This is a genomic window from Solihabitans fulvus, assembly GCF_008386585.1.
In the GTDB taxonomy this organism is placed as follows: Bacteria; Actinomycetota; Actinomycetes; order Mycobacteriales; family Pseudonocardiaceae; genus Solihabitans; species Solihabitans fulvus.
In genome coordinates this window covers 247,174-268,007 of sequence record NZ_VUOB01000041.1, presented here as the reverse complement: position 1 = coordinate 268,007, position 20,834 = coordinate 247,174, and the positions used below count along the sequence as shown (strand labels likewise).

Annotated in this window: 21 protein-coding genes; 4 read left to right on the top strand and 17 right to left on the bottom strand. The window is 71.6% G+C overall.

From position 1 onward, the window contains the following. Window positions 1–30: 30 nt before the first annotated feature. Together F0L68_RS23185 and dctA are read right to left on the bottom strand one after the other, a co-directional pair. Window positions 31–1,410 carry a cation:proton antiporter gene (locus tag F0L68_RS23185; protein WP_306463163.1) on the bottom strand — a complete coding sequence of 460 codons (1,380 nt, stop codon included), beginning with the start codon at window positions 1,408–1,410 and terminating at the stop codon, window positions 31–33. A 153-nt stretch (window positions 1,411–1,563) separates the two neighbouring features. Further along, window positions 1,564–2,886, bottom strand: coding sequence for a C4-dicarboxylate transporter DctA (gene dctA / locus F0L68_RS23180; protein WP_149851734.1), 1,323 nt, complete (start codon window positions 2,884–2,886; stop codon window positions 1,564–1,566). A gap of 158 nt (window positions 2,887–3,044) precedes the next feature. Here dctA and F0L68_RS23175 point away from each other — a divergent pair, with 158 nt between their 5' ends. After that, the gene (locus tag F0L68_RS23175) at window positions 3,045–3,980 is read left to right on the top strand and encodes a TAXI family TRAP transporter solute-binding subunit (RefSeq protein WP_223199053.1); all 936 of its coding nucleotides are present in this window, start codon (window positions 3,045–3,047) and stop codon (window positions 3,978–3,980) included. 30 nt (window positions 3,981–4,010) lie between these two features. Here F0L68_RS23175 and F0L68_RS23170 read toward each other — a convergent pair whose 3' ends face one another. The 9 genes from F0L68_RS23170 to F0L68_RS23130 all read right to left on the bottom strand — a co-directional run bounded on the left by F0L68_RS23170 (window position 4,011) and on the right by F0L68_RS23130 (window position 13,416). After that, window positions 4,011–4,625, bottom strand: a complete 615-nt coding sequence (locus F0L68_RS23170) for an MBL fold metallo-hydrolase (protein WP_149851733.1) — start codon at window positions 4,623–4,625, stop codon at window positions 4,011–4,013. Window positions 4,626–4,873: 248 nt separating this feature from the next. Further along, on the bottom strand, window positions 4,874–6,241 hold the full coding sequence (locus tag F0L68_RS23165; RefSeq protein ID WP_149851732.1) for a HAMP domain-containing sensor histidine kinase: 1,368 nt from the start codon (window positions 6,239–6,241) through the stop codon (window positions 4,874–4,876). Window positions 6,242–6,340: 99 nt separating this feature from the next. Further along, a complete protein-coding gene (locus F0L68_RS23160) occupies window positions 6,341–7,006 on the bottom strand; it encodes a response regulator transcription factor (protein ID WP_149851731.1) in 666 nt (221 codons plus the stop codon). Window positions 7,007–7,017: 11 nt separating this feature from the next. Then, window positions 7,018–8,064, bottom strand: coding sequence for a prolipoprotein diacylglyceryl transferase (gene lgt / locus F0L68_RS23155; RefSeq protein ID WP_149851947.1), 1,047 nt, complete (start codon window positions 8,062–8,064; stop codon window positions 7,018–7,020). A gap of 102 nt (window positions 8,065–8,166) precedes the next feature. Continuing rightward, window positions 8,167–8,964: a tryptophan synthase subunit alpha gene (gene trpA, locus F0L68_RS23150; RefSeq protein WP_149851730.1), complete on the bottom strand. Its 798-nt coding sequence runs from the start codon at window positions 8,962–8,964 to the stop codon at window positions 8,167–8,169. Between the two features lie 2 nt (window positions 8,965–8,966). Then, the gene (gene trpB / locus F0L68_RS23145; protein ID WP_223199052.1) at window positions 8,967–10,205 is read right to left on the bottom strand and encodes a tryptophan synthase subunit beta; all 1,239 of its coding nucleotides are present in this window, start codon (window positions 10,203–10,205) and stop codon (window positions 8,967–8,969) included. Between the two features lie 14 nt (window positions 10,206–10,219). Continuing rightward, window positions 10,220–11,029, bottom strand: a complete 810-nt coding sequence (trpC, locus tag F0L68_RS23140) for an indole-3-glycerol phosphate synthase TrpC (protein WP_149851729.1) — start codon at window positions 11,027–11,029, stop codon at window positions 10,220–10,222. A gap of 148 nt (window positions 11,030–11,177) precedes the next feature. After that, window positions 11,178–11,792, bottom strand: coding sequence for a Trp biosynthesis-associated membrane protein (locus F0L68_RS23135; protein ID WP_223199051.1), 615 nt, complete (start codon window positions 11,790–11,792; stop codon window positions 11,178–11,180). A gap of 64 nt (window positions 11,793–11,856) precedes the next feature. Continuing rightward, entirely contained in the window at window positions 11,857–13,416 is a 1,560-nt protein-coding gene (locus F0L68_RS23130) for an anthranilate synthase component I (protein WP_149851728.1), read from the bottom strand. A gap of 83 nt (window positions 13,417–13,499) precedes the next feature. Here F0L68_RS23130 and F0L68_RS23125 point away from each other — a divergent pair, with 83 nt between their 5' ends. Next, window positions 13,500–14,132, top strand: a complete 633-nt coding sequence (locus F0L68_RS23125) for a TetR/AcrR family transcriptional regulator (RefSeq protein WP_149851727.1) — start codon at window positions 13,500–13,502, stop codon at window positions 14,130–14,132. A 6-nt stretch (window positions 14,133–14,138) separates the two neighbouring features. Here the strand turns inward: F0L68_RS23125 and hisI are convergent, their stop codons facing one another. From hisI to F0L68_RS23105, 4 genes are read right to left on the bottom strand one after another with little or no spacing between them, the layout of a single operon-like run. Next, a complete protein-coding gene (hisI, locus tag F0L68_RS23120; protein WP_149851726.1) occupies window positions 14,139–14,549 on the bottom strand; it encodes a phosphoribosyl-AMP cyclohydrolase in 411 nt (136 codons plus the stop codon). Next, window positions 14,546–14,941 (bottom strand): hypothetical protein, encoded by a 396-nt coding sequence (locus F0L68_RS23115; RefSeq protein ID WP_149851725.1) that lies wholly within the window; start codon window positions 14,939–14,941, stop codon window positions 14,546–14,548. Before F0L68_RS23115 ends, hisI begins: the two co-directional genes overlap by 4 nt. Continuing rightward, window positions 14,941–15,714 (bottom strand): imidazole glycerol phosphate synthase subunit HisF, encoded by a 774-nt coding sequence (hisF, locus tag F0L68_RS23110; protein WP_149851724.1) that lies wholly within the window; start codon window positions 15,712–15,714, stop codon window positions 14,941–14,943. The genes F0L68_RS23115 and hisF overlap by 1 nt, the downstream gene beginning before the upstream one ends. A gap of 9 nt (window positions 15,715–15,723) precedes the next feature. After that, entirely contained in the window at window positions 15,724–17,895 is a 2,172-nt protein-coding gene (locus F0L68_RS23105) for a diguanylate cyclase domain-containing protein (RefSeq protein ID WP_149851723.1), read from the bottom strand. Window positions 17,896–18,024: 129 nt separating this feature from the next. Here F0L68_RS23105 and F0L68_RS23100 point away from each other — a divergent pair, with 129 nt between their 5' ends. After that, window positions 18,025–18,447, top strand: a complete 423-nt coding sequence (locus tag F0L68_RS23100; protein ID WP_149851722.1) for a PPOX class F420-dependent oxidoreductase — start codon at window positions 18,025–18,027, stop codon at window positions 18,445–18,447. 32 nt (window positions 18,448–18,479) lie between these two features. Beyond that, window positions 18,480–19,211, top strand: a complete 732-nt coding sequence (locus tag F0L68_RS23095) for a Clp protease N-terminal domain-containing protein (RefSeq protein WP_149851721.1) — start codon at window positions 18,480–18,482, stop codon at window positions 19,209–19,211. Window positions 19,212–19,307: 96 nt separating this feature from the next. On the opposite strand, the gene priA is transcribed toward F0L68_RS23095, so the two are convergent. Together priA and hisH are read right to left on the bottom strand one after the other, a co-directional pair. After that, on the bottom strand, window positions 19,308–20,042 hold the full coding sequence (gene priA / locus F0L68_RS23090; protein ID WP_149851720.1) for a bifunctional 1-(5-phosphoribosyl)-5-((5-phosphoribosylamino)methylideneamino)imidazole-4-carboxamide isomerase/phosphoribosylanthranilate isomerase PriA: 735 nt from the start codon (window positions 20,040–20,042) through the stop codon (window positions 19,308–19,310). A 100-nt stretch (window positions 20,043–20,142) separates the two neighbouring features. After that, window positions 20,143–20,778, bottom strand: a complete 636-nt coding sequence (gene hisH, locus F0L68_RS23085; RefSeq protein WP_149851719.1) for an imidazole glycerol phosphate synthase subunit HisH — start codon at window positions 20,776–20,778, stop codon at window positions 20,143–20,145. Between the last annotated feature and the right edge of the window lie 56 nt (window positions 20,779–20,834).

Sequence of the window (20,834 nt, the reverse complement as noted above, 5' to 3'; positions counted from 1 at the left end):
GGTGTCCTCACCCCGCCTGTGGCTACCAGGTCAGGCCGGGTGTTCCGGGGCCGTGGTCGCCGGGCCGGGCTTGCGTGTCCTCATCAGGAGTCGTGTCGCCGGCCTGGCGCCAAGGCCGTGCACCAGCACGCTTCCGAGGACGCACATCACGGTGATGTTGAGGATGTTGTCGGCGACGGTGCCCTCCGGCAGGCGGTTGAACGCCAACAGCCCGAACACGATCGACGTCGTGCCACGTGGTCCCAGCACGCCGACGAGCAAGCGCTCACGCGGAGAGAATCCCGAGCCGATCAGCGAGATGAGCACGGGCACCAGGCGGACCACGGTGAGCGCCGCCACGCAGAACAGGACCACCTGCCACGACACCCCGATCGTGACCACGAGCACGGCAGCGACTCCCACCATGAACCACATCGTCATGGTCAGCACCGTGGTGAAGTCCTCCAGCAGGTGGAAGTCCTCACGCAAGGCACGCGCGCGGTCCATGCCTCGGTCGGCCGGCGCACGGCGGAGGCGACGCACCTTGATCAGCCTGTGTACATAGCGGAAGGCGATACCGCAGACGAAGGAGGCGACAAAGCCGTTGCCGTCGATGCCGACGGTCACCGTGTAGGTCAGCAACGGAGCCAGCAGAATCGCGATGCGTCCGGACTGGCCTGTCATCCAGCCGGCACGGTGTGCCCGGTCCATCAGCACCGCCAGGACGGTCCCGAGCACCACACCGACGCCGACAGCCTTGAGCGCGAAGGGCACGGCGGTTCCCAGGGCGGCCAGCGGCGTGCGTGCCTGGTCGTGATCGCCCGCCAGGATCAACGCGAAGAGGAAGAGCGGGGAGACGATTCCATCGTTGTAGCCACTCTCCACATTGAGCACGCTGCGCACATGCGTGGGCAGCCCGCGATCACGGACCAGGCGTTCGGCTGGGGCGAAGTCGGTCGGCACCACGACCCCGGCGATCAACAGCAGCACGGGCCAGGGCAGGCCGGGGAACAGCAGCCAGCCCAGAACCATCGCCAGCCCGAGGCTCAGCGGGAGCGCCAGTAGCAGCACTCTGGCGACCGGCCCCGGCGAGCCGCCCCACAGTCGCCCTCCGCGCACCTCCGTGGCGTCGGTGAACAGCAGTACAGCAAGGATGATCTCCGCTGCCTGCTGCATTCCCTGGGTGTTCAGCAAGGCCGCGATCGAGTGCTCGTTGACGATGCCGACTCCGACTCCGGCCAGCACCATGATCAGCGGCGCCCCGATATTCCACCGGTCCAGGCGTGACGCCGTCAGCGACCGGACCATGAGTGCGACCGCGATCACGAGAAACAGGGCGTTCATTCGACCGACTGGCTCGCTTCCGTAGGCCCTGCTGGGCTGATCGACAATGGTGGCACCGCGAGAGACGATAGACGAGGCCGCGTCCACCGAGTCCAATCTGGACGCCTGTTGGTTCACTGTGCGGTCCACCATCCCAGTGGGCAGCAACAGGAACGGCCAGGCTACCGGCAACTCAGTCGCCGGTAGCCTGGCCTCTCGGCTGTTCGCGGGATCCTGTCGTAAGTCCGGCGGGAAACCTTGTCAGGCGGCCTTCATCAGGGCATCAACGTCCACAGTGGACGGATTGTTCAGCACCTCGGCGAGGCGCTCGCGGTCCAGCTCGTTCTGCCAGCGCGCCACGACCAGCGTGCCGATGCCGTTGCCGATCACGTTGGTGATCGCCCGCGCCTCGGACATGAACCGGTCGATACCGACGATCAGCGCGATGCCGACGGCGGGAATCACCCCGCCGAACGCCTGGAGCGACGCCGCCAGCGTGACCAGGCCGGCGCCCGTCACGCCCGCCGCGCCCTTGCTGGACAACAACATGAACAGCAGCAGCCCGATCTGCGTGCCGAGCGAGATGTCGTGCCCGGTGGCCTGCGCGATGAAGATCGCGCCCATCGTCAGGTAGATGCAGGTGCCGTCGAGGTTGAACGAGTAGCCGGTCGGAATCGTCAGTCCCACCACGGACTTCTTCGCGCCGGCCGCCTCCAGCTTGACCAGCATCCTCGGCAGCACCGACTCGCTGGAGGAGGTGCCGAGCACGATCAGGATCTCGTCCTTGATGTAGCGCAGGAACTTGAACACGCTGAACCCGCACAGCCGGCAGATCACGCCAAGCACCACCACGATGAACAGCGCGCAGGTCAGGTAAAACGCGCCCATCAGGAAGGCGAGGCCGGTCAGCACCTGGCTGCCGAACTTGCCGACGGTGTAGGCGATTCCGCCGAACGCGCCGATCGGCGCCGCATACATGATGACCTTGATGACGCCGAACATCACCTTCGCGACGGTGTCCAGCGCGGAGACGACCTTCGCGCCACGCTCGCCCATCGACGCCAACGCGACGGCCACCAGCACGGCCACCACCAGCACCTGGATCAGCTGGCCGTCGGTGAACGCGCTGACGAACGACTTCGGCACCAGGCTGAGGATGAAGTCCGTGACACCCTCGCTGCTCGCCTTGGCCTGGTCGAGGGTGGCTGCCGCCGTCTTCTCGTTGACCTTGATGCCGAGGCCGTGCCCCGGCTTGAGCACGTTCACCACGATCAGCCCGATGGTCAGGGCCAGGGTCGTCATCGCGGTGAAGTAGAGGATCGTGCGCAGCGCGAGGCCGCCGGCCTTGGCCAGGTTCCCGAGGCCCGCGATGCCGACGACGATCGTGCAGAAGATGGTCGGCGCGATCACCATCTTCACCAGGTTCACGAACAGGTCCGCCAGCCACTTGAGCTGGCTGGCCTGCGCGGGGAAGACGAGGCCGACGACCACGCCGAGCACGATCGCGGCCAGCACCCAGAAGTACAGGTGCCGGTAGAGCGGCTTGCGAACCCGGCTCGGGTTCCCGAGGTCGGTGGCGGCCACCGCGTCCTCCTAGAGTTGACGTCACACAAGGGGCTGGGCGGTGATCCTCGGCACGTTGCGCGCAACGTGCAAGTCACCTCGCGGAAACTTGGGGCTGCCCTGACGAAAAGAGTGGTCACGAATCGGCCACGGGGTGACGGTCGGGTTAACCTGCGCCGGTGTTCCGTCACCCGGTGAGCCGCCGCGCGGTGCTGCTCGGCGCGGCAGCCGCCGCACTGAGCGGGTGCACGCTCGGCCGGCAGCCGGGTCCGGCCGAACTGGTCCTGGCCACCGGGCCGGAGGGCGCGGTGTTCCGCGAGATCGGCGCCGCGCTGGCGGACGCGCTGGCCCGGCACCTGCCGGACACCAGGGTGCGCGCCAGGCCGAGCAGCGCGTCGGTGCAGAACCAGCAGCTGCTCGTCTCCGGCGCGGTCCAGCTGGCCCTCTCGTCCCTGGACGCGGTCCTCAACACCGACAACAGCAGCCCCGACCCGGGGATTCGGGCCGTTGCCAGGCTCTACGACAGCTTCCTGCACCTGGTGGTGCCGGCAGGTTCGCCGATCCGCGCGCTCGCCGACCTGGCCGGCCGCACGGTGTCGTTGGGCGCCACCGGGTCCGGCACGGAGTTCACCGGCACGCGGCTGCTGCGGCTGCTCGGCGTCCAGGTCAACGGGGTGCGGCTGAACCAGGCCGACTCCTCGGCCGCGCTGGAGGCCGGCCGGATCGAGGCGTTCCTGACCCTCACCGGCATCCCGACCCCGGCGATTACCGGGCTGCTCGACAGGTTCCCGGTGCGGCTCGTGCCGCTGTCGCACGAGGCGGAGACGCTGGCCGGTGCCGTCTCGGGGCCGTATCTGCCGGCGACGATCCCGACCACCACGTACGGCGACCTGCCGCCGTGCCCGACCGTCGCCGTGCCGAACCTGCTGCTGGTGCGCGCCGACCTGCCGGACGACGTGGTCGAGGTGGTGACCGGCACGGTCTTCACCGAGTCGGCGCGGATCGCCGCGGGGCACCCCGAGGCGAGCCGGATCAACGTGCGGACGGGCATCGCCACCGGCCCGGTGCCGCTGCACCCCGGCGCGCAACGCTGGTTCCGCAACGCGAAGAGGTGAGACGGGCCCCGCGTCGCAGGGCCCGCCCGGTCACCACGTCGTCGACTCGCCCGTGCCAAGGCGCGCGTACTGCGTGTCGCCCTTGAAGTCCATCCACCCGTCGACGTTGCTCTTGCCGAGATCGTTCAGGGGAGCGTCGTGGATCGGGAAGGCGCGGGCGGGCTTGACCGCGCGCGTGAACTCGAGCGCCTCGCCGAGCTTGAACCACGGCCCCGCCGCGGGCACGAGCAGCGTGTCGACCTCTTCGTCCGGGACGAAGAACGAGTCGCCGGGGTGGTAGACGCCTTCGACGATGTAGCCGAGGTTGGCGCAGCCCGGCAGCCCGTCGAAGATCTCCGCGTGCAGCCCGCCGACGGCACGAACCGAGAACCCGCCAGCGGTGAAGTCCTCGCCGGCGGCGACGGTCACGACGCGCTCGCCCAACTCGGTCGCCTGCGCTGCCGCCTCGGCCGGCGCGAAGATCCGCACCCCCTCGGCGGCCTTGAGCCTGTCGAGGTCGACATGGTCGGCGTGCTCATGGGTGATGAGCACATCGGTCACGCCGATCAGGGCCTCCGCCTCCGACCAGACGCCGGGATCGATGACCAGCACCCGATCGTCCTGCTCCAACCGGACACAAGCGTGGCTGTACTTGATCAATCGCACGCCACTCATCTTAGATCTTCGACCGACGGAATGGCCCAGGTAGACCCCGCCCTTCCCTAGGGGGCCGTGCCCTTGACCAGGCTATCGGCACCCATGACGCAACGAGGCGCGAGTCGCGGTCGGCTGTGGACAACTCGCGGCGGCCGGCTGTGACCACTGCGTTCGCTGTCCACAACCTGCTGTAGTCAGGCCTCGGCGGGCAGCGTGATCACCACGTCGAGACGTTCGCTGTCCACAACCCGCTGCCATCAGGCCTCGCCAGGCAGCGTGATCACCACGTCGAGCCCCTTCGGCTCCGCGGCCACCAACCGCAGGGTGCCGCCGGCCGACTCGACCAGCTCCGCGCAGATCGCCAGGCCGAGACCGGTGCCGGGCACGTTCTGGTGCCGGGGCGCCCGCCAGAACCGCCGCAGCGCCGCCGCGCGCTCCTGCTCCGACAGGCCGGTGCCGTCGTCGACCACGTGCAGCCGGATGTCCGACGGCCCGACCTCGGCGCGCACCAGCACCTCCGTGCCGCCGGACAGCCGGACGGCGTTGCTGACCAGTTCGTCCAGCACGCTGCCGAGCCCGCCCGGCGACGCGAGCACCCGCAGACAACCCGGCACCTCAACGCGCAGTCGCAGGCCGGCCCGCTGCGCCGAGGCCAGCCAGCCCGGCTCGCGCGTGGCGAGCAGCCCGTCCAGCGCCACCGGCTCGGCCGCCGCGACGCTGTCCAGCCGGGTCGCGGCGAGCAGCGCGTCGAGGACCCTGCCCATCTCCTCGGCCTCCTCGACGGCGATCCGCTGCGCCTCCTCGCCGTCCGCGCCGCGCACGTGCGGGGCCAGGTTCTCCACCGCGAGGCGCAGGCTCGCCAGCGGGTTGCGCAGCTGGTGCGAGGCGTCGGACACGAACGCCCGCTGCCGCCGCAACGCCGTGCCGACCGCGTCCATCATCGTGTTGAAGGACGCCGCGAGCCGTCGCAGCTCCGGCGGCCCGGCCACCTCGTCGGCCCGCGAGTCCAGGTCGCCGCCCGCCACGGCCGCGGTCGCCTCGTCGAGCCGCCGCACCGGCCGCAGCACCCACCGCGACACCGGCCACGCCACCGCGACCACCGCCAGCAGCGGCACCAGCCCGATCAGCGCCAGCCACCCCCACTCGCCGAGGATGTCGCCGCGCAGCCGGTCGGTCGGCGAGATGGTGACCACGGCGGCGACCACCTGACTGTCCCGGCCGACCGGCTCGACCACCACGAGCGGCGCGCTCTGCCACGGCCACACCGCGTTGGTCGCGTCGGCCCGGTAGCCGGAGAACGCGGCGGCCAGGCCGCTGCCGACGGCTGGGTCGGACAGGTCGACGTTCGACCGCGAGGCGAGCAGCACCCGCTTGTCCGGGGACACCAGCGCGGCCGGCACGCCGTACAGGTCGTCGTAGCGGGCCAGCTCCTCGCGCAGCGCACCTGTGTGGCCCGAGGCCAGCGCGTTCTCGGCCAGCGAGGCGAACCGGCCTGCGTCGCCGAGCCGGTCCAGGTAGGTGAGCTGGGTCTCCCGCTGCACCACGGCGGTGCCGAGCGGCACGCCAAGCGCGCACACCAGCGCGACGAGCAACGGCACCAGGACGGCGAGCAGTCGACGCAGCACCGGTCAATCCTCGCCCGATATCGATGGGAACAGCCGCACCACGGTCAGTCCCCGGCGAGGCGGCAGCCCGCGCGGCACACGACCAGCACAGACACCACCTCAGCCCTCCGCGAGGCGGTAGCCAACGCCACGGACCGTCTCGATGCGCACCTGGGGGCCGAGCTTGCCGCGCAGCGCGGCGATGTGCGTGTCCAGCGTGCGGGACGGCGCCTCCCAGCTCGCCTGCCACACCTGGTCCACGATGAGGTCGCGGCTGACCACCGTGCCGGCGCGGGCGGCCAGCAGCGCGAGCAGGTCGAACTCCTTGCGGGTCAACGAGATCGGCTCGCCGCCGATGGTGGCGGTGCGCGCCGACAGGTCCAGCGCCAGCGGGCCGGCGTGGACGGGCGCGTCCTCGCCGGCCGAGGCCCGCGCCGCCCTGGTGCGCCGCAGCACGGCCTCGATCCTGGCCAGCAGCTCAGCCGTGCCGAACGGTTTCACGACGTAGTCGTCGGCCCCGGACCGCAGGCCGAGCACGCGCTCGCGCTCCTCGCCCCTGGCCGTCACCGCGATCACGGCGGTGCCCGCGCTGCGCCGCAGTTCGCGCAGCACGTCAAGGCCGTCGGCGTCGGGCAGGCCGAGGTCGAGCAGCACGACGTCGGCGGGAGCGGCGTCCAGCGCGGCCGCGGCCGTCGCCGCCCTGGTGACCTCGTAGCCGGCGTGCCGCAACGCGATCACCAGGCCCCTGGCCACGCGGTCGTCGTCCTCGACGACAAGAATTCGCATCGTTGGGAGCCCTAGGTCGCTTTCGGGGCGTCGCCTTCCGCGTCGGCCTTGCTGCCGCCATCCGCGGCCGGGTGCTCGGCGCCGACCTGCACGGCGGACCCCTGCTCCGGGTCCTTCGGCGCCTCGGACGCCGGCGCCTCGAACTCTGGTACGGCCTCGGCGTCGGCCGTGCCCTCCCGTGCGGCACGGATCGCGACGAGGTCCTCCCTCGGGCCGCGCTTGGCGGCCAGCACCAGGTAGACGATGGAGCCGATGAACACCAGCGCCGCGACCCACACGTTGACCCGCACCCCGAAGACGAGCGTCGCCTCGTCCTCGCGCATCAGCTCGATCCAGAACCGGAAGAACGTGTAGCCGGCGACATACAGCGCGAACGCCCTGCCGTGGCCCAGCCGGAACCTGCGGTCCGCCCAGATCACCAGCAGCGCGATGGCCACGTTGGCCACCAGCTCGTAGAGGAACGTGGGGTGCACGACCTCGATCGGGGTGTGGTTCACGGCGACGCCGTTGAGCGCGTCGGGCAGCCCGGTGGACGGGTCGACGCGCTGGTAGATCTCCAGGCCCCAGGGCAGCGTGGTCGGGCCGCCGTAGAGCTCCTGGTTGAAGTAGTTGCCGAGCCGCCCGATCGCCTGGGCCAGCACGATTCCCGGCGCGATGGCGTCGGCGAGCGCCGGCAGCGGGATGCCGCGACGGCGGCAGGCGATCAGCGCGCCGACGCCGCCGAGCGCGATGGCGCCCCAGATGCCGAGGCCGCCGTTCCAGATCTTCAGCGCGTCGAGCGGGTTCTTGCCGGGGCCGAAGTACTTCTGGTTGTCCGTGATCACGTGGTAGAGCCGGCCGCCGACCAGCCCGAACGGCACGGCGAACACGGCCATGTCTACGACGGTGCCGGACTCGCCGCCGCGGGCGACGAAGCGTCGCTCGCCAAGCCAGATCGCGACGACGATGCCGAGAATGATGAACAGCGCGTAGGCCCTGAGCGGAATCGGGCCGAGCTGCCACACCCCTCGGTCGGGGCTCGGGATGTTGGCGAGCACGACGCTCGTCGCGTGGGTCAGCACGGGAACACCGTAGCCGGTGCTCCGTTCGGGTCGTGTTGGGTGCTAGCCGGTCAACCCGATTGTTATCGGGAACGGCCGCTCGAGCCGCCGCCGAGAAGGTCAGCCGATCGTGGCGACCGGGTTGCGGACGCCCTCGGCCAGTTCCTCGGTCAGCTCGCGGACGGCGCGCTCGCCGCCCTCGGCGGCGCGGGTGACGAAGGCCGAGCCGACGATGACGCCGTCGGCGAAGCCGGCCAGTTCGGCGGCCTGAGCACCGGAGCGGACGCCGAGGCCGACGCCGACCGGCAGGTCGGTGTGCTCGCGGACGCGCCGGACCAGCTCGGGCGCGGCGTTGCTGACCACGTCCCGCGCGCCGGTGACGCCCATCACCGACGTCGCGTACAGGAAGCCGCTGCTGGCCTTGGCCGTGCTGGCGATGCGCTCCTCGGTTGACGACGGCGCAACCAGGAAGATCCGGTCCAGCCCGTGCCGCTCCGACGCCTCGAGCCACTGCTCGGCCTCGTCCGGCACCAGATCGGGGGTGATCACGCCGAGCCCGCCCGCCGAGGCGAGGTCGCGGGCGAACGCGTCGACGCCGTAGCGGTGCACCGGGTTCCAGTAGGTCATCACGACGGCCCGGCCACCGGCCGACGCGATCGAGTCGACCACGCCGAACAGCTCGCTGAGCCGGAAGCCTGCGCGCAGCGCCTCCTCGGCCGCCGCCTGGATGGTGGGGCCGTCCATCACCGGGTCGGAGAACGGCACGCCGACCTCGACCAGGTCGCAGCCGGACGCCACCATCGCGCCGAGCAGCTCCTTGGAGCCGGGCACGGTCGGGTAGCCGGCGGGCAGGTAGCCGATCAGCGCGGCCCGGCGCTCGGCCCTGCACGCCTCGAACATCCCGGCAAGCTTGCTCACGACTACTCCTGGGGGGCGAGGTTGAAGTACTTGGCGGCCGTGTCCACGTCCTTGTCGCCACGACCGGACAGGTTCACCAGGATGACCGCTTCCTCGCCGAGTTCCTTCCCGAGCTTGATGGCCCCGGCGAGGGCGTGCGCGGACTCGATCGCCGGGATGATGCCCTCGGTGCGGGACAGCAGCGAGAACGCCTCCATCGCCTCGGCGTCGGTGATCGGCCGGTACTCGGCGCGGCCGGTGTCCTTGAGCCAGGAGTGCTCCGGCCCGACGCCGGGGTAGTCCAGCCCGGCCGAGATCGAGTGCGCCTCGGCGATCTGGCCGTCGTCGTCCTGCAACAGGTACGAGTACGCGCCGTGCAGCATGCCGGGCGACCCCGCGGTGAGGGTCGCGCCGTGCCGGCCGGTGGACACGCCGTCGCCGCCCGGCTCGAGGCCGACCAGCCGGACCTCGGGGTCGTCGATGAACCCGTGGAAGATGCCGATCGCGTTGGAGCCGCCGCCGACGCAGGCGGCCACGACGTCGGGCAGCCTGCCGATGAGTTCGAGCACCTGACGGCGCGCCTCGATGCCGATCACCCGGTGGAAGTCCCGCACCAGCATCGGGAACGGGTGCGCGCCGGCCGCCGTGCCCAGCAGGTAGTGGGTGTCGTCCACGTTGGCTACCCAGTCGCGCAGCGCCTCGTTGATGGCGTCCTTGAGCGTGCGCGAACCGGTCTTCACCGGCACGACCTCGGCGCCGAGCAGCTTCATCCTGGCGACGTTGAGCGCCTGCCGCTCGGTGTCCACCTCGCCCATGTAGACGACGCAGTCCAGGCCCATCAGCGCGCAGGCGGTCGCGGTGGCCACGCCGTGCTGGCCCGCACCGGTCTCCGCGATCACCCTGCGCTTGCCCATGCGCTTGGTCAGCAACGCCTGACCAAGCACGTTGTTGATCTTGTGTGAGCCGGTGTGGTTGAGGTCCTCACGCTTGAGCAGGATCCGCGCCCCGCCAGCGTGCTTGGCGAACCTTGGCGCCTCGGTGAGCAGCGACGGCCTGCCGGCGTAGTCCCGCAGCAGCCGGTCGAACTCGTTGAGGAACTCGGGGTCGACCCTGGCCTTCTCGTACGCGGCGCTCAGCTCGTCGAGGGCCGCGATCAGCGCCTCGGGCATGAACCGGCCGCCCCACGGCCCGAAGTGCCCCTTGGCGTCCGGGTCGTGCGACGTGGGCAGCAGACCCGCGCTCCCGCCTTCGGAACCCACCACTGCGTTCTCCTCGTCTATCGGCTGGGACGCGGGCACGCCGGGTGCGAACCGGCCGTGACGAGCTGGTTCACCGCCGCCTTCGGATCCCCGCTGGTCACCAGGCCCTCACCGACCAGCACGGAGTCCGCGCCGACGCCCGCGTAGGCCATCAGGTCGCCGGGACCCCGCACACCCGACTCGGCCACCTTGATGACCTCGAAGGGCAGCCCGGGGGCGATCCGGCCGAACGTGTCGCGATCCACTTCGAGCGTGTGCAGGTTCCGCGCGTTGACGCCGATCACGCTCGCGCCCGCCTCCAGCGCGCGGTCGGCCTCCTCGGCCGTGTGCACCTCGACCAGCGCGGTCATGCCGAGCGACTCGACCCGGTCGAGCAGCGACGCCAGGGCGTTCTGCTCCAGCGCGGCCACGATCAGCAGCACCAGGTCGGCTCCGTGCATCCGCGCCTCGTGCACCTGATAAGGACTGACCACGAAGTCCTTGCGCAGCAAGGGAACCTGCACCGCGGCGCGCACGGCGTCGAAGTCGGCGAGCGATCCGCCGAACCGGCGCTGCTCGGTCAGCACGCTGATCACCGCGGCCCCGCCAGCCTCGTACTGCCTGGCCAGGTCGGCCGGCTCGGGGATGTCCGCGAGGGCACCCTTCGACGGGCTGCGCCGCTTCACCTCGGCGATCACGCCGATCCCGGCACCGCGCAGCGCCGACCGCGCGTCCAGCGGCGGAGTGGCCTTGGCCGCGCCCTCCTTGACCTGCTCGAAGGACAGCGCCGCCTCACGGGCGGCCAGGTCCTCGCGGACGCCTTCGATAATCGACTCGAGAACAGTCATCGGGCCACCTCGCCCGTGCTCGTCCGCATCGTCCGAACTACCGCGTTTTTCCCTACTTCGGTCGCAAGCTCCCGCACGTCATGCTCCCCTTCCCGCCTACAGGATGCTAACCCCGCAGGCGGACGCCGCCGGCCACCGGGTCGCCCGATCAGTGCTGCTCGGCAGGGCCGTCCGGATCCGACGTGCGCAGACGTGCGCCGTCGCGGGAGGAGCCGGAATCGGCGGCCCCGGCGTCGGCCGTGGGGTCGTCGCCCTGATCCAGGGCGTTCCAGAGTTCCTTGTCCGGGTCGATGGCCTTCCTGGCCGCCCCCGGCGTCTGGTAGCTGCCGCCCAGCCTGGGCAGCCGGTGACCCCGCAGCACCAGCACGACACCGGCGGTGAGCAGGATCACGGCGGCGAGGCCGGCCAGGCCGCGCCCGACGTAGCCGACCACCATCGCGTGGTGCGCCTGCTCGTACTGCGCCGCCGAGAGGAACACCAGCCCCGACCCGGCCGCCGCGGTGACCGCGACCCAACCGAGCGCGCAGGCCAGCAGCACCAGCACCGCGCCGAGCACCCTGCGCAGCCAGCCGCCCATCGCCACCACGGCCGCGACGGCGGCCAGCGCGAGCAGCGCAAGCGGCACGAGCGCCGGGGTCGTCCCCGCGCCGTCCACCTCGCGCACCACCGCGCCGTGCGCGGGGATCGAGTCCACGGTCCACGACCAGGTCAGCTTCGACGAGCCCCACAGTGCCGCCGCGCCAAGGAGAAGCAGCAGCACCACCGTCCACAGTGGACGACGGGACGGACGTGGGGTCGACTGGTCGGGTGGCGCCTGTTCGGACACGTCAGACACCGCTGTCCCGCACGGCCGGAGCCATGGTCTGCGCGGTGGCGATCGCCGCGAGCACCGCGCCCGCCTTGTTCAGGCACTCGTTGTCCTCGGCCACCGGGTCGGAGTCGGCCACGATGCCGCCGCCCGCCTGCACGTAGGCGACGCCGTCGCGGATCAGCGCGGTGCGGATGGCGATCGCGGTGTCGGCGTCCCCGGCGAAGTCCAGGTAGCCCACGACGCCGCCGTACAGGCCGCGCCTGGTCGGCTCCAGCTCCTCGATCAGCTCCATCGCCCTCGGCTTCGGCGCGCCGGACAGCGTGCCGGCCGGGAAGCAGGCGGCCACGGCGTCGAACGCGGTGCGGCCGTCGGCCAGGTCGCCGGTGACCGTGGACACGATGTGCATGACGTGGCTGTAGCGCTCGACCTTGAAGAAGTCCACCACGTGCACGGAGCCCGGCTTGCAGACCCGGCCGAGGTCGTTGCGGCCGAGGTCGACCAGCATCAGGTGTTCGGCCCGCTCCTTGGCGTCGGCCAGGAGGTCCTTCTCCAGCAGCGCGTCCTCCTCGGCGTCCACGCCGCGCCAGCGCGTGCCGGCGATCGGGTGCGTGGTCGCCTTGCCGTCCCGCACGGTCACCAGCGCCTCGGGGCTGGAGCCGACGATGTCGAAGCCGTCCAGCCGCAGCAGGTACATGTACGGGCTGGGGTTGGAGGTCCGCAGCACCCGGTACACGTCGAGCGCGTCGGCGGTGGTGGACATCTCGAACCGCTGGGACAGCACCACCTGGAACGCCTCGCCCGCCCGGATGGCCGCCTTGGCGGTCTCCACGGCGGCGTGGTGCTCGGCGGGCGTGCGGCGGCGCAGGAACTCGGGCTTGGGCCGGGAGAACACGGCCGCGGTCGGCGGGGCCGGGGTGTGCAGCCGGACGGTCATCTCCTCCAGCCTGGCGACCGCGTCGTCGTAGGCGGCGTCCACTCGCTCCGGGGAGTCGTCCCAGTTCACCGCGTTCGCGATGAGCGTGACGGTGCCCTCGTGGTGGTCCAGCGCGGCGAGGTCGGTGGCCAGCAGCATCACCAGCTCCGGCGTGCCGAGGTCGTCCTCGGCCAGCGAGGGCAGCCGTTCGAGGCGGCGCACGGCGTCGTAGCCGATGAAGCCGACCATCCCGCCGGTCAGCGGCGGCAGGTCGGGCAGCGGGTCGGTGCGCAGGGCCTGCACGGTCTCGCGCAACGCGACCAGCGGGTCGCCGCCGTCTGGCAGGCCGACGGGCGGGGTGCCCGTCCAGCTCGCCTCGCCGCCGGTGGCGGTCAGCGTCGCCGAGCTGCGCACGCCGACAAAGGACCAGCGCGACCAGGAACGGCCGTTCTCGGCCGACTCGAACAGGAACGTGCCCGGCCGGTCGGCGGCGAGCTTGCGGTACACGCCGACGGGCGTCTCGGCGTCGGCCAGCAGCCTGCGCACCACCGGGATGACGCGGCGGTCGGCCGCCAGCGCGCGAAACTCCTCGCGGGACGGGCTGATGCCACCCATGCCCGTGCCGGCACCGGTTCCAACAGGGCGTCCGATCACGCTGACCATGCCGAGCATTGTGCCGTGGCGCGGTCGACGAGCCGCAGCCGCCCTGTTGTTCATCGGGCGTTGAAAGCAGTCATGATGGCTGGGTGACGAGCACCGAACCGCAGGCCACCCCGCCTGCCCGCCGCAGGGGCCGCCGACCGGCCGGCGAGGACACCAGGTCGGCGCTGCTGGCCGCGGCCGGCGAGGTGTTCGTCGAGCAGGGTTACGACGGGGCGACCGTGCGGGCCATCGCCACCAGGGCCGGCGTGGACGCCGCCATGGTCAACCATTGGTTCGGCGGCAAGGAGGGCCTGTTCGCCAAGGCGGTGCTCCAGCTCCCGTTCGACCCGCAGCAGACCGTGGCCGCGCTGCTGGCCGGCGACCGGGCCGACCTGGCCGAACGGATCGTGCGCACGTTCCTGACCATCTGGGACACCAACGAGGGCGGCAGGTTCACCGCCCTGGTCCGCAGCATGACCAGCCACGACGCGGCCGCGCAGGCGCTCAGGAACTTCTTCCAGCACATGATCTTCGAGCGGATCATCGGCCAGCTCGGCATCGACCAGTCCGACCTGCGCGCCAGCCTGTGCGCCTCGCAGCTGCTCGGCCTCGGCCTGGTCAGGTACGTGCTGCGGTTCGAGCCGCTGGCCAGCAGCGATGTCGACACGGTCGTCGCCGCCATCGCGCCGACACTCCAGCGCTACCTGACCGAGCCGATCGCCCCGGCCGCCGGTTAGGGGTTCCTAGACCGGCGTGGCCTGGTCGGCGGCGTCCGATCCACCTGCGGCCACGTCGTCGGTGTCCGATTCGTCGGCGAGCAGGAGCGTGGCGTCGAAGCAGGTGCGGTCGCCGGTGTGGCAGGCGGCGCCCGCCTGGTCGACCACGAGCAGCAGCGTGTCGCCGTCGCAGTCGAGGCGCACCTCGTGCACGTACTGGGTGTGGCCCGAGGTCTCCCCCTTGACCCAGAGCTGCTGGCGGCTGCGCGAGTAGTAGGTGCCCCGCCGGGTGGTCAGCGTGCGGTGCAACGCCTCGTCGTCCATCCAGGCGACCATCAGCACCTCGCCGGTCCCGCGCTGCTGCGCCACGGCGCAGACCAGCCCGTCCGGGGTGCGCTTGAGCCGCGCGGCGATCATCGGGTCGAGCGGACTGGTCATCGAGCGCCGCCGAGGTAGTCGCGCGCGGGCGCGGTGTTCAGCAGCACGATGGCGTAGACGAGGGCGGCGGCGATCGCCACCGACACCACCCGCGACCACCACTGCACGTCGCTGAGCGCCAACACCAGCTGGAGCAGGGTGATCACGATCAGCACGGTGATGCCCAACAGCCGCGCGGGCCGGAACCCGAGGGCAAGGCCAAGCGCCACCAGGATCTCCAGCAGCGCCACGAAACCGGGCAGCTGCACGAAGCCGCGCAGCGCGCCACCCTCGACCTGCCAGCGCAGCAGCGCGAGCAGGATGAAGGCGAGGCCGGTGCCGAGCGAGATCATCGCGGCCACCCGCACCTCGGTGGGTGTCTGCGTGCGGCCTGCGAAAGGAACCTTGGGCATCATCGGACCTCTACTCCTTTGGCACGCAACGCTTCTTTGACCTCACTGATCCGCAACTGTCCGAAGTGGAACACGCTGGCGGCCAGCACCGCGTCCGCTCCCGCGGCGACGGCGGGGGCGAAGTGCTCGACCGCGCCTGCGCCGCCGCTGGCGATCAGCGGCACGTCCACCACGGCCCGCACCCGCCGCAGCAGGTCGAGGTCGAACCCGGCCTTGGTGCCGTCGGCGTCCATCGAGTTGAGCAGGATCTCGCCGACGCCGAGCTCCTGGCCGCGCGCCGCCCACTCCACGGCGTCGATGCCGGTGCCGCGCCGACCGCCGTGCGTGGTGACCTCGAACCCGGACGGGGTCGGCTGCCCGCCGTCGGGCACCCGGCGCGCGTCGACCGACAGCACGACGCACTGCGCGCCGAACCGCCGGGATGCCTCGCCGAGCAGCTCGGGGCGGGCGATCGCGGCCGTGTTGACGCTGACCTTGTCCGCCCCGGCGCGCAGCAGCTTGTCGATGTCCTCGGTGCTGCGCACGCCGCCGCCGACGGTGAGCGGGATGAACACCTGCTCGGCGGTGCGCCGCACCACGTCGAAGGTCGTCTCGCGGTCGCCGGAGGACGCGGTGACGTCGAGGAAGGTCAGCTCGTCCGCGCCAGCCGCGTCGTAGGCGCTGGCCAGCTCGACGGGGTCGCCGGCGTCGACGAGGTTGGTGAAGTTGACGCCCTTCACCACCCTGCCGCGATCGACGTCTAGGCAGGGGATCACTCGGACCGCGACGGGCATGCCCCGAGCCTACGTGCCGGTCGTCGCGCCAGGAGCCCCTGGTGGGCGCTGCGCCTCGACGACCTCGGCGAGGTCGTCCGGGTCGGTCGGCAGGTCCGCGTGCACGAGGTCGACGCCGAGGCCGTGCAGCCGCTCGGCCGGCGCGGCGCCGCCCGCGACGATCCGCACGCCCCGGTCGGCGGTCAGCGCGAGGAGCCCGGCCAGCGCTGGCCCGACGAACGGGTCGTGCGACACGGCCAGCCGTTCGGTCACCCAGTCGCCGAGCAGCACGCCCCGCACCGGGTACCGCTCAAGCAGCGCGAGGTCGCGGTGCCCGTCGCCGAACCCGGACAGCCAGGTCGGCACGCCGAGGTCGAGCAGCACCTCGGCGTTGTCGCCCGCGACGAAGTCGTCCCCGCCGTCGATCCCGTCGCGCAGGCAGGACGCCGGCAGTGCGATGCCGAGGTCGCCCGGCGCGAGCCCCGAGTCGTCGAGCACCTTCCTGAGCAGGGCGACGAGGTCCTGGTCCGTCGCGTGCCCGCCGAGGAGGCCGACCAGCACGAACGGGCTCACGTCGCCGAACCGCCGCCGCCAGTCCGCGGCCTGCTCGGCCGCGCCGCGCAGCAGCCACTCGCCAAGCGGCAGGTCGATGCCGACCTCCTCGGCCAGCCGCACGCACTCGCCGTGCGGCACGAGCCCGTACTCGGGGCTGTCCCAGGCCACTTCGAGCAGCACGCCGGCGACGACGCCAGCAGGCCCCGCGACGGCGCGGCAGCGGATCGCCACCTCGCCGCTCTCCCAGGCCTCGGGGAACGCGGCGGCGCGTTCGTAGCGGGCCCGGTCGGCCTCGTACCTGGCGTCGTCGAACAGGCCCCACTGCGACTTGCCGCCCCGCTTGACCTGGCGCAGCGTGAGGTCGGCCGCGACGAGCAGCTCGTCAGCGCCGCTCTCGCCGGTGGCCCGGTCGACGACGGCGATGTTGACGGTGACCAGGACGCCGTGGCCGCCCACGTAGATCGGCTCGGCCACCTCCTCGCGGACCGCCTCGACGAGGGTGACCACGTCGGGCGTCTGCTCCTGGTACTGGGCGAGCACCGCGAACTTGGTGCCCTCCAGCCTGGCGACCATCGCGTCGAGGTGCGCGAAGACCGCGCTGAGCTTGTCCGCGAACAGTTGCAGGACGCGGTCGCCCACCCGCCGGTCGAGGCCGGTGTTGATGGCGGTGAGGCCGTCGAGGTCGAAGTAGTACAGCTGCACGCGGTTGCTGAGGCTCGGCCGTTCGACGACGCCCTGGAGGTGTGAGGTGAAGTAGGCCCGGTTGGCCAGGCCGGTGAGCGAGTCGAACATCGTCTGGTGCTTGAACCGCTCCTTGATCAGGTACAGGTCGGTGATGTCCTCGACCGAGGTGACGAAGTGCGTCGGCGTGTCGTCCAGGTCGGTCAGCAGCGACACGGCCAGGTAGGTCCACGCTGGCTCGGTGTCGTTGCGGATCAGCCGGCACTGCTTGCGGAACCGCTTCACCGGCAGGTGCGCGAGCATGTCGTACTCCTGCAACAGGTTCTCCACGTCCTCGCCGTGGAAGAAGCCCGAGAGCAGCTGCCCGGTGAGCTGTTCCGCGGTGTAGCCGAGGATCTCGGTGAGGGCGTCGTTGGTCCGCACGATCCGGCCGTCCAGGTCGGTGATGGCCATGCCGACGGCGGCGGAGGCGAACACCTCCGCGAACCGGGACTCGCTCTCCCGCAGGTTGCGTTCGGCGGCCTCGCGCGCCCGCACCAGCGCGCTCTTGAGCGCCTCCTGCTGCTCGAAGGTCCGCTGTTGCAGGGCGATCGCGAAGCTGGTGGCCAGTTCGGCGAGCAGGGCGGCGACGTGTTCGTCCGGGTCGTCGACGCCGCGCGCCACGGCGAGGCCGAGCAGCGCGGTGCGCAGCAGCAAGAGGCTGTCCCGCAGGGCGCGCTCGCCGACGCCGTCGATGTCGATGAGCCCCCTGCCGACCTCGGCGGCGATGTCGGTCGAGGTCAGCGCCTCGACGAGCGCGTCGGCCAGCTGGCCGGCCAGCGCGCGCAGCCGCCGTTCCAGCTTCTTCGGGGACATCGGCACGTAGCAGGTCGCGTTGATCGCGGCGGCCCACTCGACGGCGAGCGGGACCCGCCACGCGTCGAGAGCGTCGGCGGCGGTGCCGCCGGCGTCAGCGGGGCCGTTCACGACTCACGGACTCCCATCAGGAGAGAGCGGGAACGAGCACTCACCGTACCGGTCTCGACGCGGAGCGCGACAGCTGATCTGCACGGTTGCATTTCGGCATGTCGTGACGCGTGGCGCTACCGTTACCCGGTGAGCTCCGAGGATCGCGCCGTCGCGCGGCTTGCCGAGGGCAAGTACGTGCTGTTGACCACCTTCCGCAAGGACGGCAGGGCGGTGCCGACGCCGGTGTGGGTGGCGGGCCGGGGCGAGGAGCTGGTGGTCTGGACGCCGGCGGACTCAGGGAAGGCCAAGCGGGTGCGGCGCGGGGGCGCGGCGGGAGTGCCGGCCGAGGTCGGCCCGTGCGACGTGCGCGGCAACCCGACGGGCGATTCGGCGCCCTGCCACGCCGTGCTGCTCGACGACGAGGGCTCCGACCAGGTGCGCGCGCTGATCGCACGGAAGTACGGGATCGTCGGCAGGCTGGTGCTGCTGGGCAGCAGGCTGCGGCGCGGCAGGACGGGCACCGTCGGCATCGCGATCACCCTGACCGACCAATCGTCAACCCAAGGTTGACGCACTCGGCATCGTCAACCTATGGTTGACGCATGGCAGCCGAATCCGTCCGACTGGACGACCTCATCACTCTCGTCAAGAACCAACACCCCGACGGCGGCGCGCTGGACCACCTCAGCGACGCCGTGCTCACCGCGGATCACCTCGGCGAGGTGGCCGACCACCTCATCGGGCACTTCGTCGACCAGGCCAGGCGCGCGGGCGCGTCCTGGACCGAGATCGGCCAGAGCATGGGCGTGAGCAAACAGGCCGCGCAGAAACGCTTCGTGCCAAAGGATCCGCCCGACGTGACGGCGTCCGGCGCGCAGCACCCCTTCGGCCGGTACACCGACCGCGCCAGGCACGTGATCGTCCTCGCGCAGGAGGAGGCCAGGAACGCCGGCAGCCCGCAGATCGGTCCGGAGCACCTGGTGCTCGCCCTGCTCGGCGAGCCGGAAGCCGTTGCGGCACGGACGATGGAGGCGCTCGGCGCGTCGCTGGCCGACGTCAGGAAGGCGATCGTCGAGCAACTGCCCGAGCCACAGGACACCCTGCCGGGGCACCTCCCGTTCACGCCGCAGGCGAAGAAGGCGCTCGAACTGACCCTGCGGGAGGCCCTGCTGCTGCAACACAACTACATCGGCACCGAGCACCTGCTGTTGGGCGTGCTCGCCGAGGGCGACGAGCTCGCCGCCGGGACGCTCGTGCGGCTCGGCGTCACCAAGGAGGTCGTGGAGCCGCTGATCCTCGCGCAGCTCGCGGAGATCCTGAAGCAGCTGAGCTGACCGAGCATCGTCCATGACGGACCAACGTGACGCCGGGACGGCCGCCCGGCGTCACGTTGGCATTGGTGTGTAAGGAAAGTAAGGAACGTAAGGAAATCAGCCTCGGACGGCGGCCAGCGCCTCGGGCAGCGTGAACGCGCCGGCGTAGAGCGCCTTGCCGACGATGGACCCTTCGAGGCCGTCCGGCACCAGCTCGGCGAGCTGGACCAGGTCGGCCACGCTGGACACCCCGCCGGAGGCGATCACCGGCGCGTCCGTGCGGGCGCAGACCTCGTGCAGCAGCTCGATGTTCGGGCCCTTGAGCGTGCCGTCCTTGCTGACGTCGGTGACCACGTACCTGGCGCAGCCGTCCCGGTCCAGCCGGTCGAGCACCTCCCACAGGTCGCCGCCGTCCTCGGTCCAGCCGCGCGCGGCCAGCCGGTGCCCCTTCTCGCTGATCCGGACGTCGAGGCCGACCGCGATCCGGTCGCCGTACTCGGCGATCGCCTTGGCGCACCAGGCCGGGTCCTCCAACGCGGCGGTGCCGAGGTTCACCCTGGCGCAGCCGGTGGCGAGCGCGGCGACCAGCGACTCGTCGTCGCGGATGCCGCCCGACAGCTCCACCTTGACGTCCAGCTCGCCGACGACCCTCGCCAGCAGTTCGCGGTTGGACCCACGGCCGAAGGCGGCGTCCAGGTCGACCAGATGGACCCACTCGGCGCCGTCCTGCTGCCAGGCTAGCGCGGCGTCGCGCGGATCGCCGTAGGAGGTCTCGGTGCCGGCCTCGCCCTGAACCAGGCGGACGGCCTTGCCATCGGCCACATCAACGGCCGGGAGCAGCGTAAACGTCACGGGCACACCGTACTAGAGGTGCCGCCACAGACTCGCCTGGCGTGACGTCGGCCTCGGCCAGCGACCGTGCCGGGGCGGTGTCCCCGGCCGCCGCGCCGTCTCAGTCGACGGTCGTGGCGAGCCAGTTCTCCAGCAGCTGCGCGCCGGCGTCGCCGGACTTCTCCGGGTGGAACTGGGTGGCCCACAGCGCGCCGTTCTCGACGGCGGCGACGAAGTCCTCGCCGTGCGTTGCCCAGGTCACCAGCGGCGGCCGGATCGTCTCCGACGGCGTCAGCTCCCAGTCGCGCACGCCGTAGGAGTGCACGAAGTAGAACCTGGTGTCCGCGTCCAGCCCGGCGAACAGCCGGGAGCCCTCCGGCGCGCGCACGGTGTTCCAACCCATGTGCGGGACGACCGGGGCGGCCAGCCGCTCCACGGTGCCGGGCCACTCCCCGCAGCCCTTCGCCTCGACGCCGTGCTCGATGCCGCGCTCGAACAGGATCTGCATGCCGACGCAGATCCCGATCACCGGTCGGCCGCCGGCCAGCCGCTCGCCGATGATCCGGTCGCCGCGCACCGCGCGCAGGCCGTCCATGCAGGCCGCGAACGCGCCGACACCCGGCACGACCAGGCCGTCGGCCGCCAGCGCCGCGCGATGGTCCGCGGTCACCTCGACGTCGGCGCCGACGCGCCGCAGGGCGCGTTCGGCGGAACGTATGTTTCCGAATCCGTAGTCCAGCACGACGACCCGAGGCACCCGGCAAGGCTAACGGATCCGTCCCTGCCGGGCCGCCGCGTTGCCCCGGACCGCGT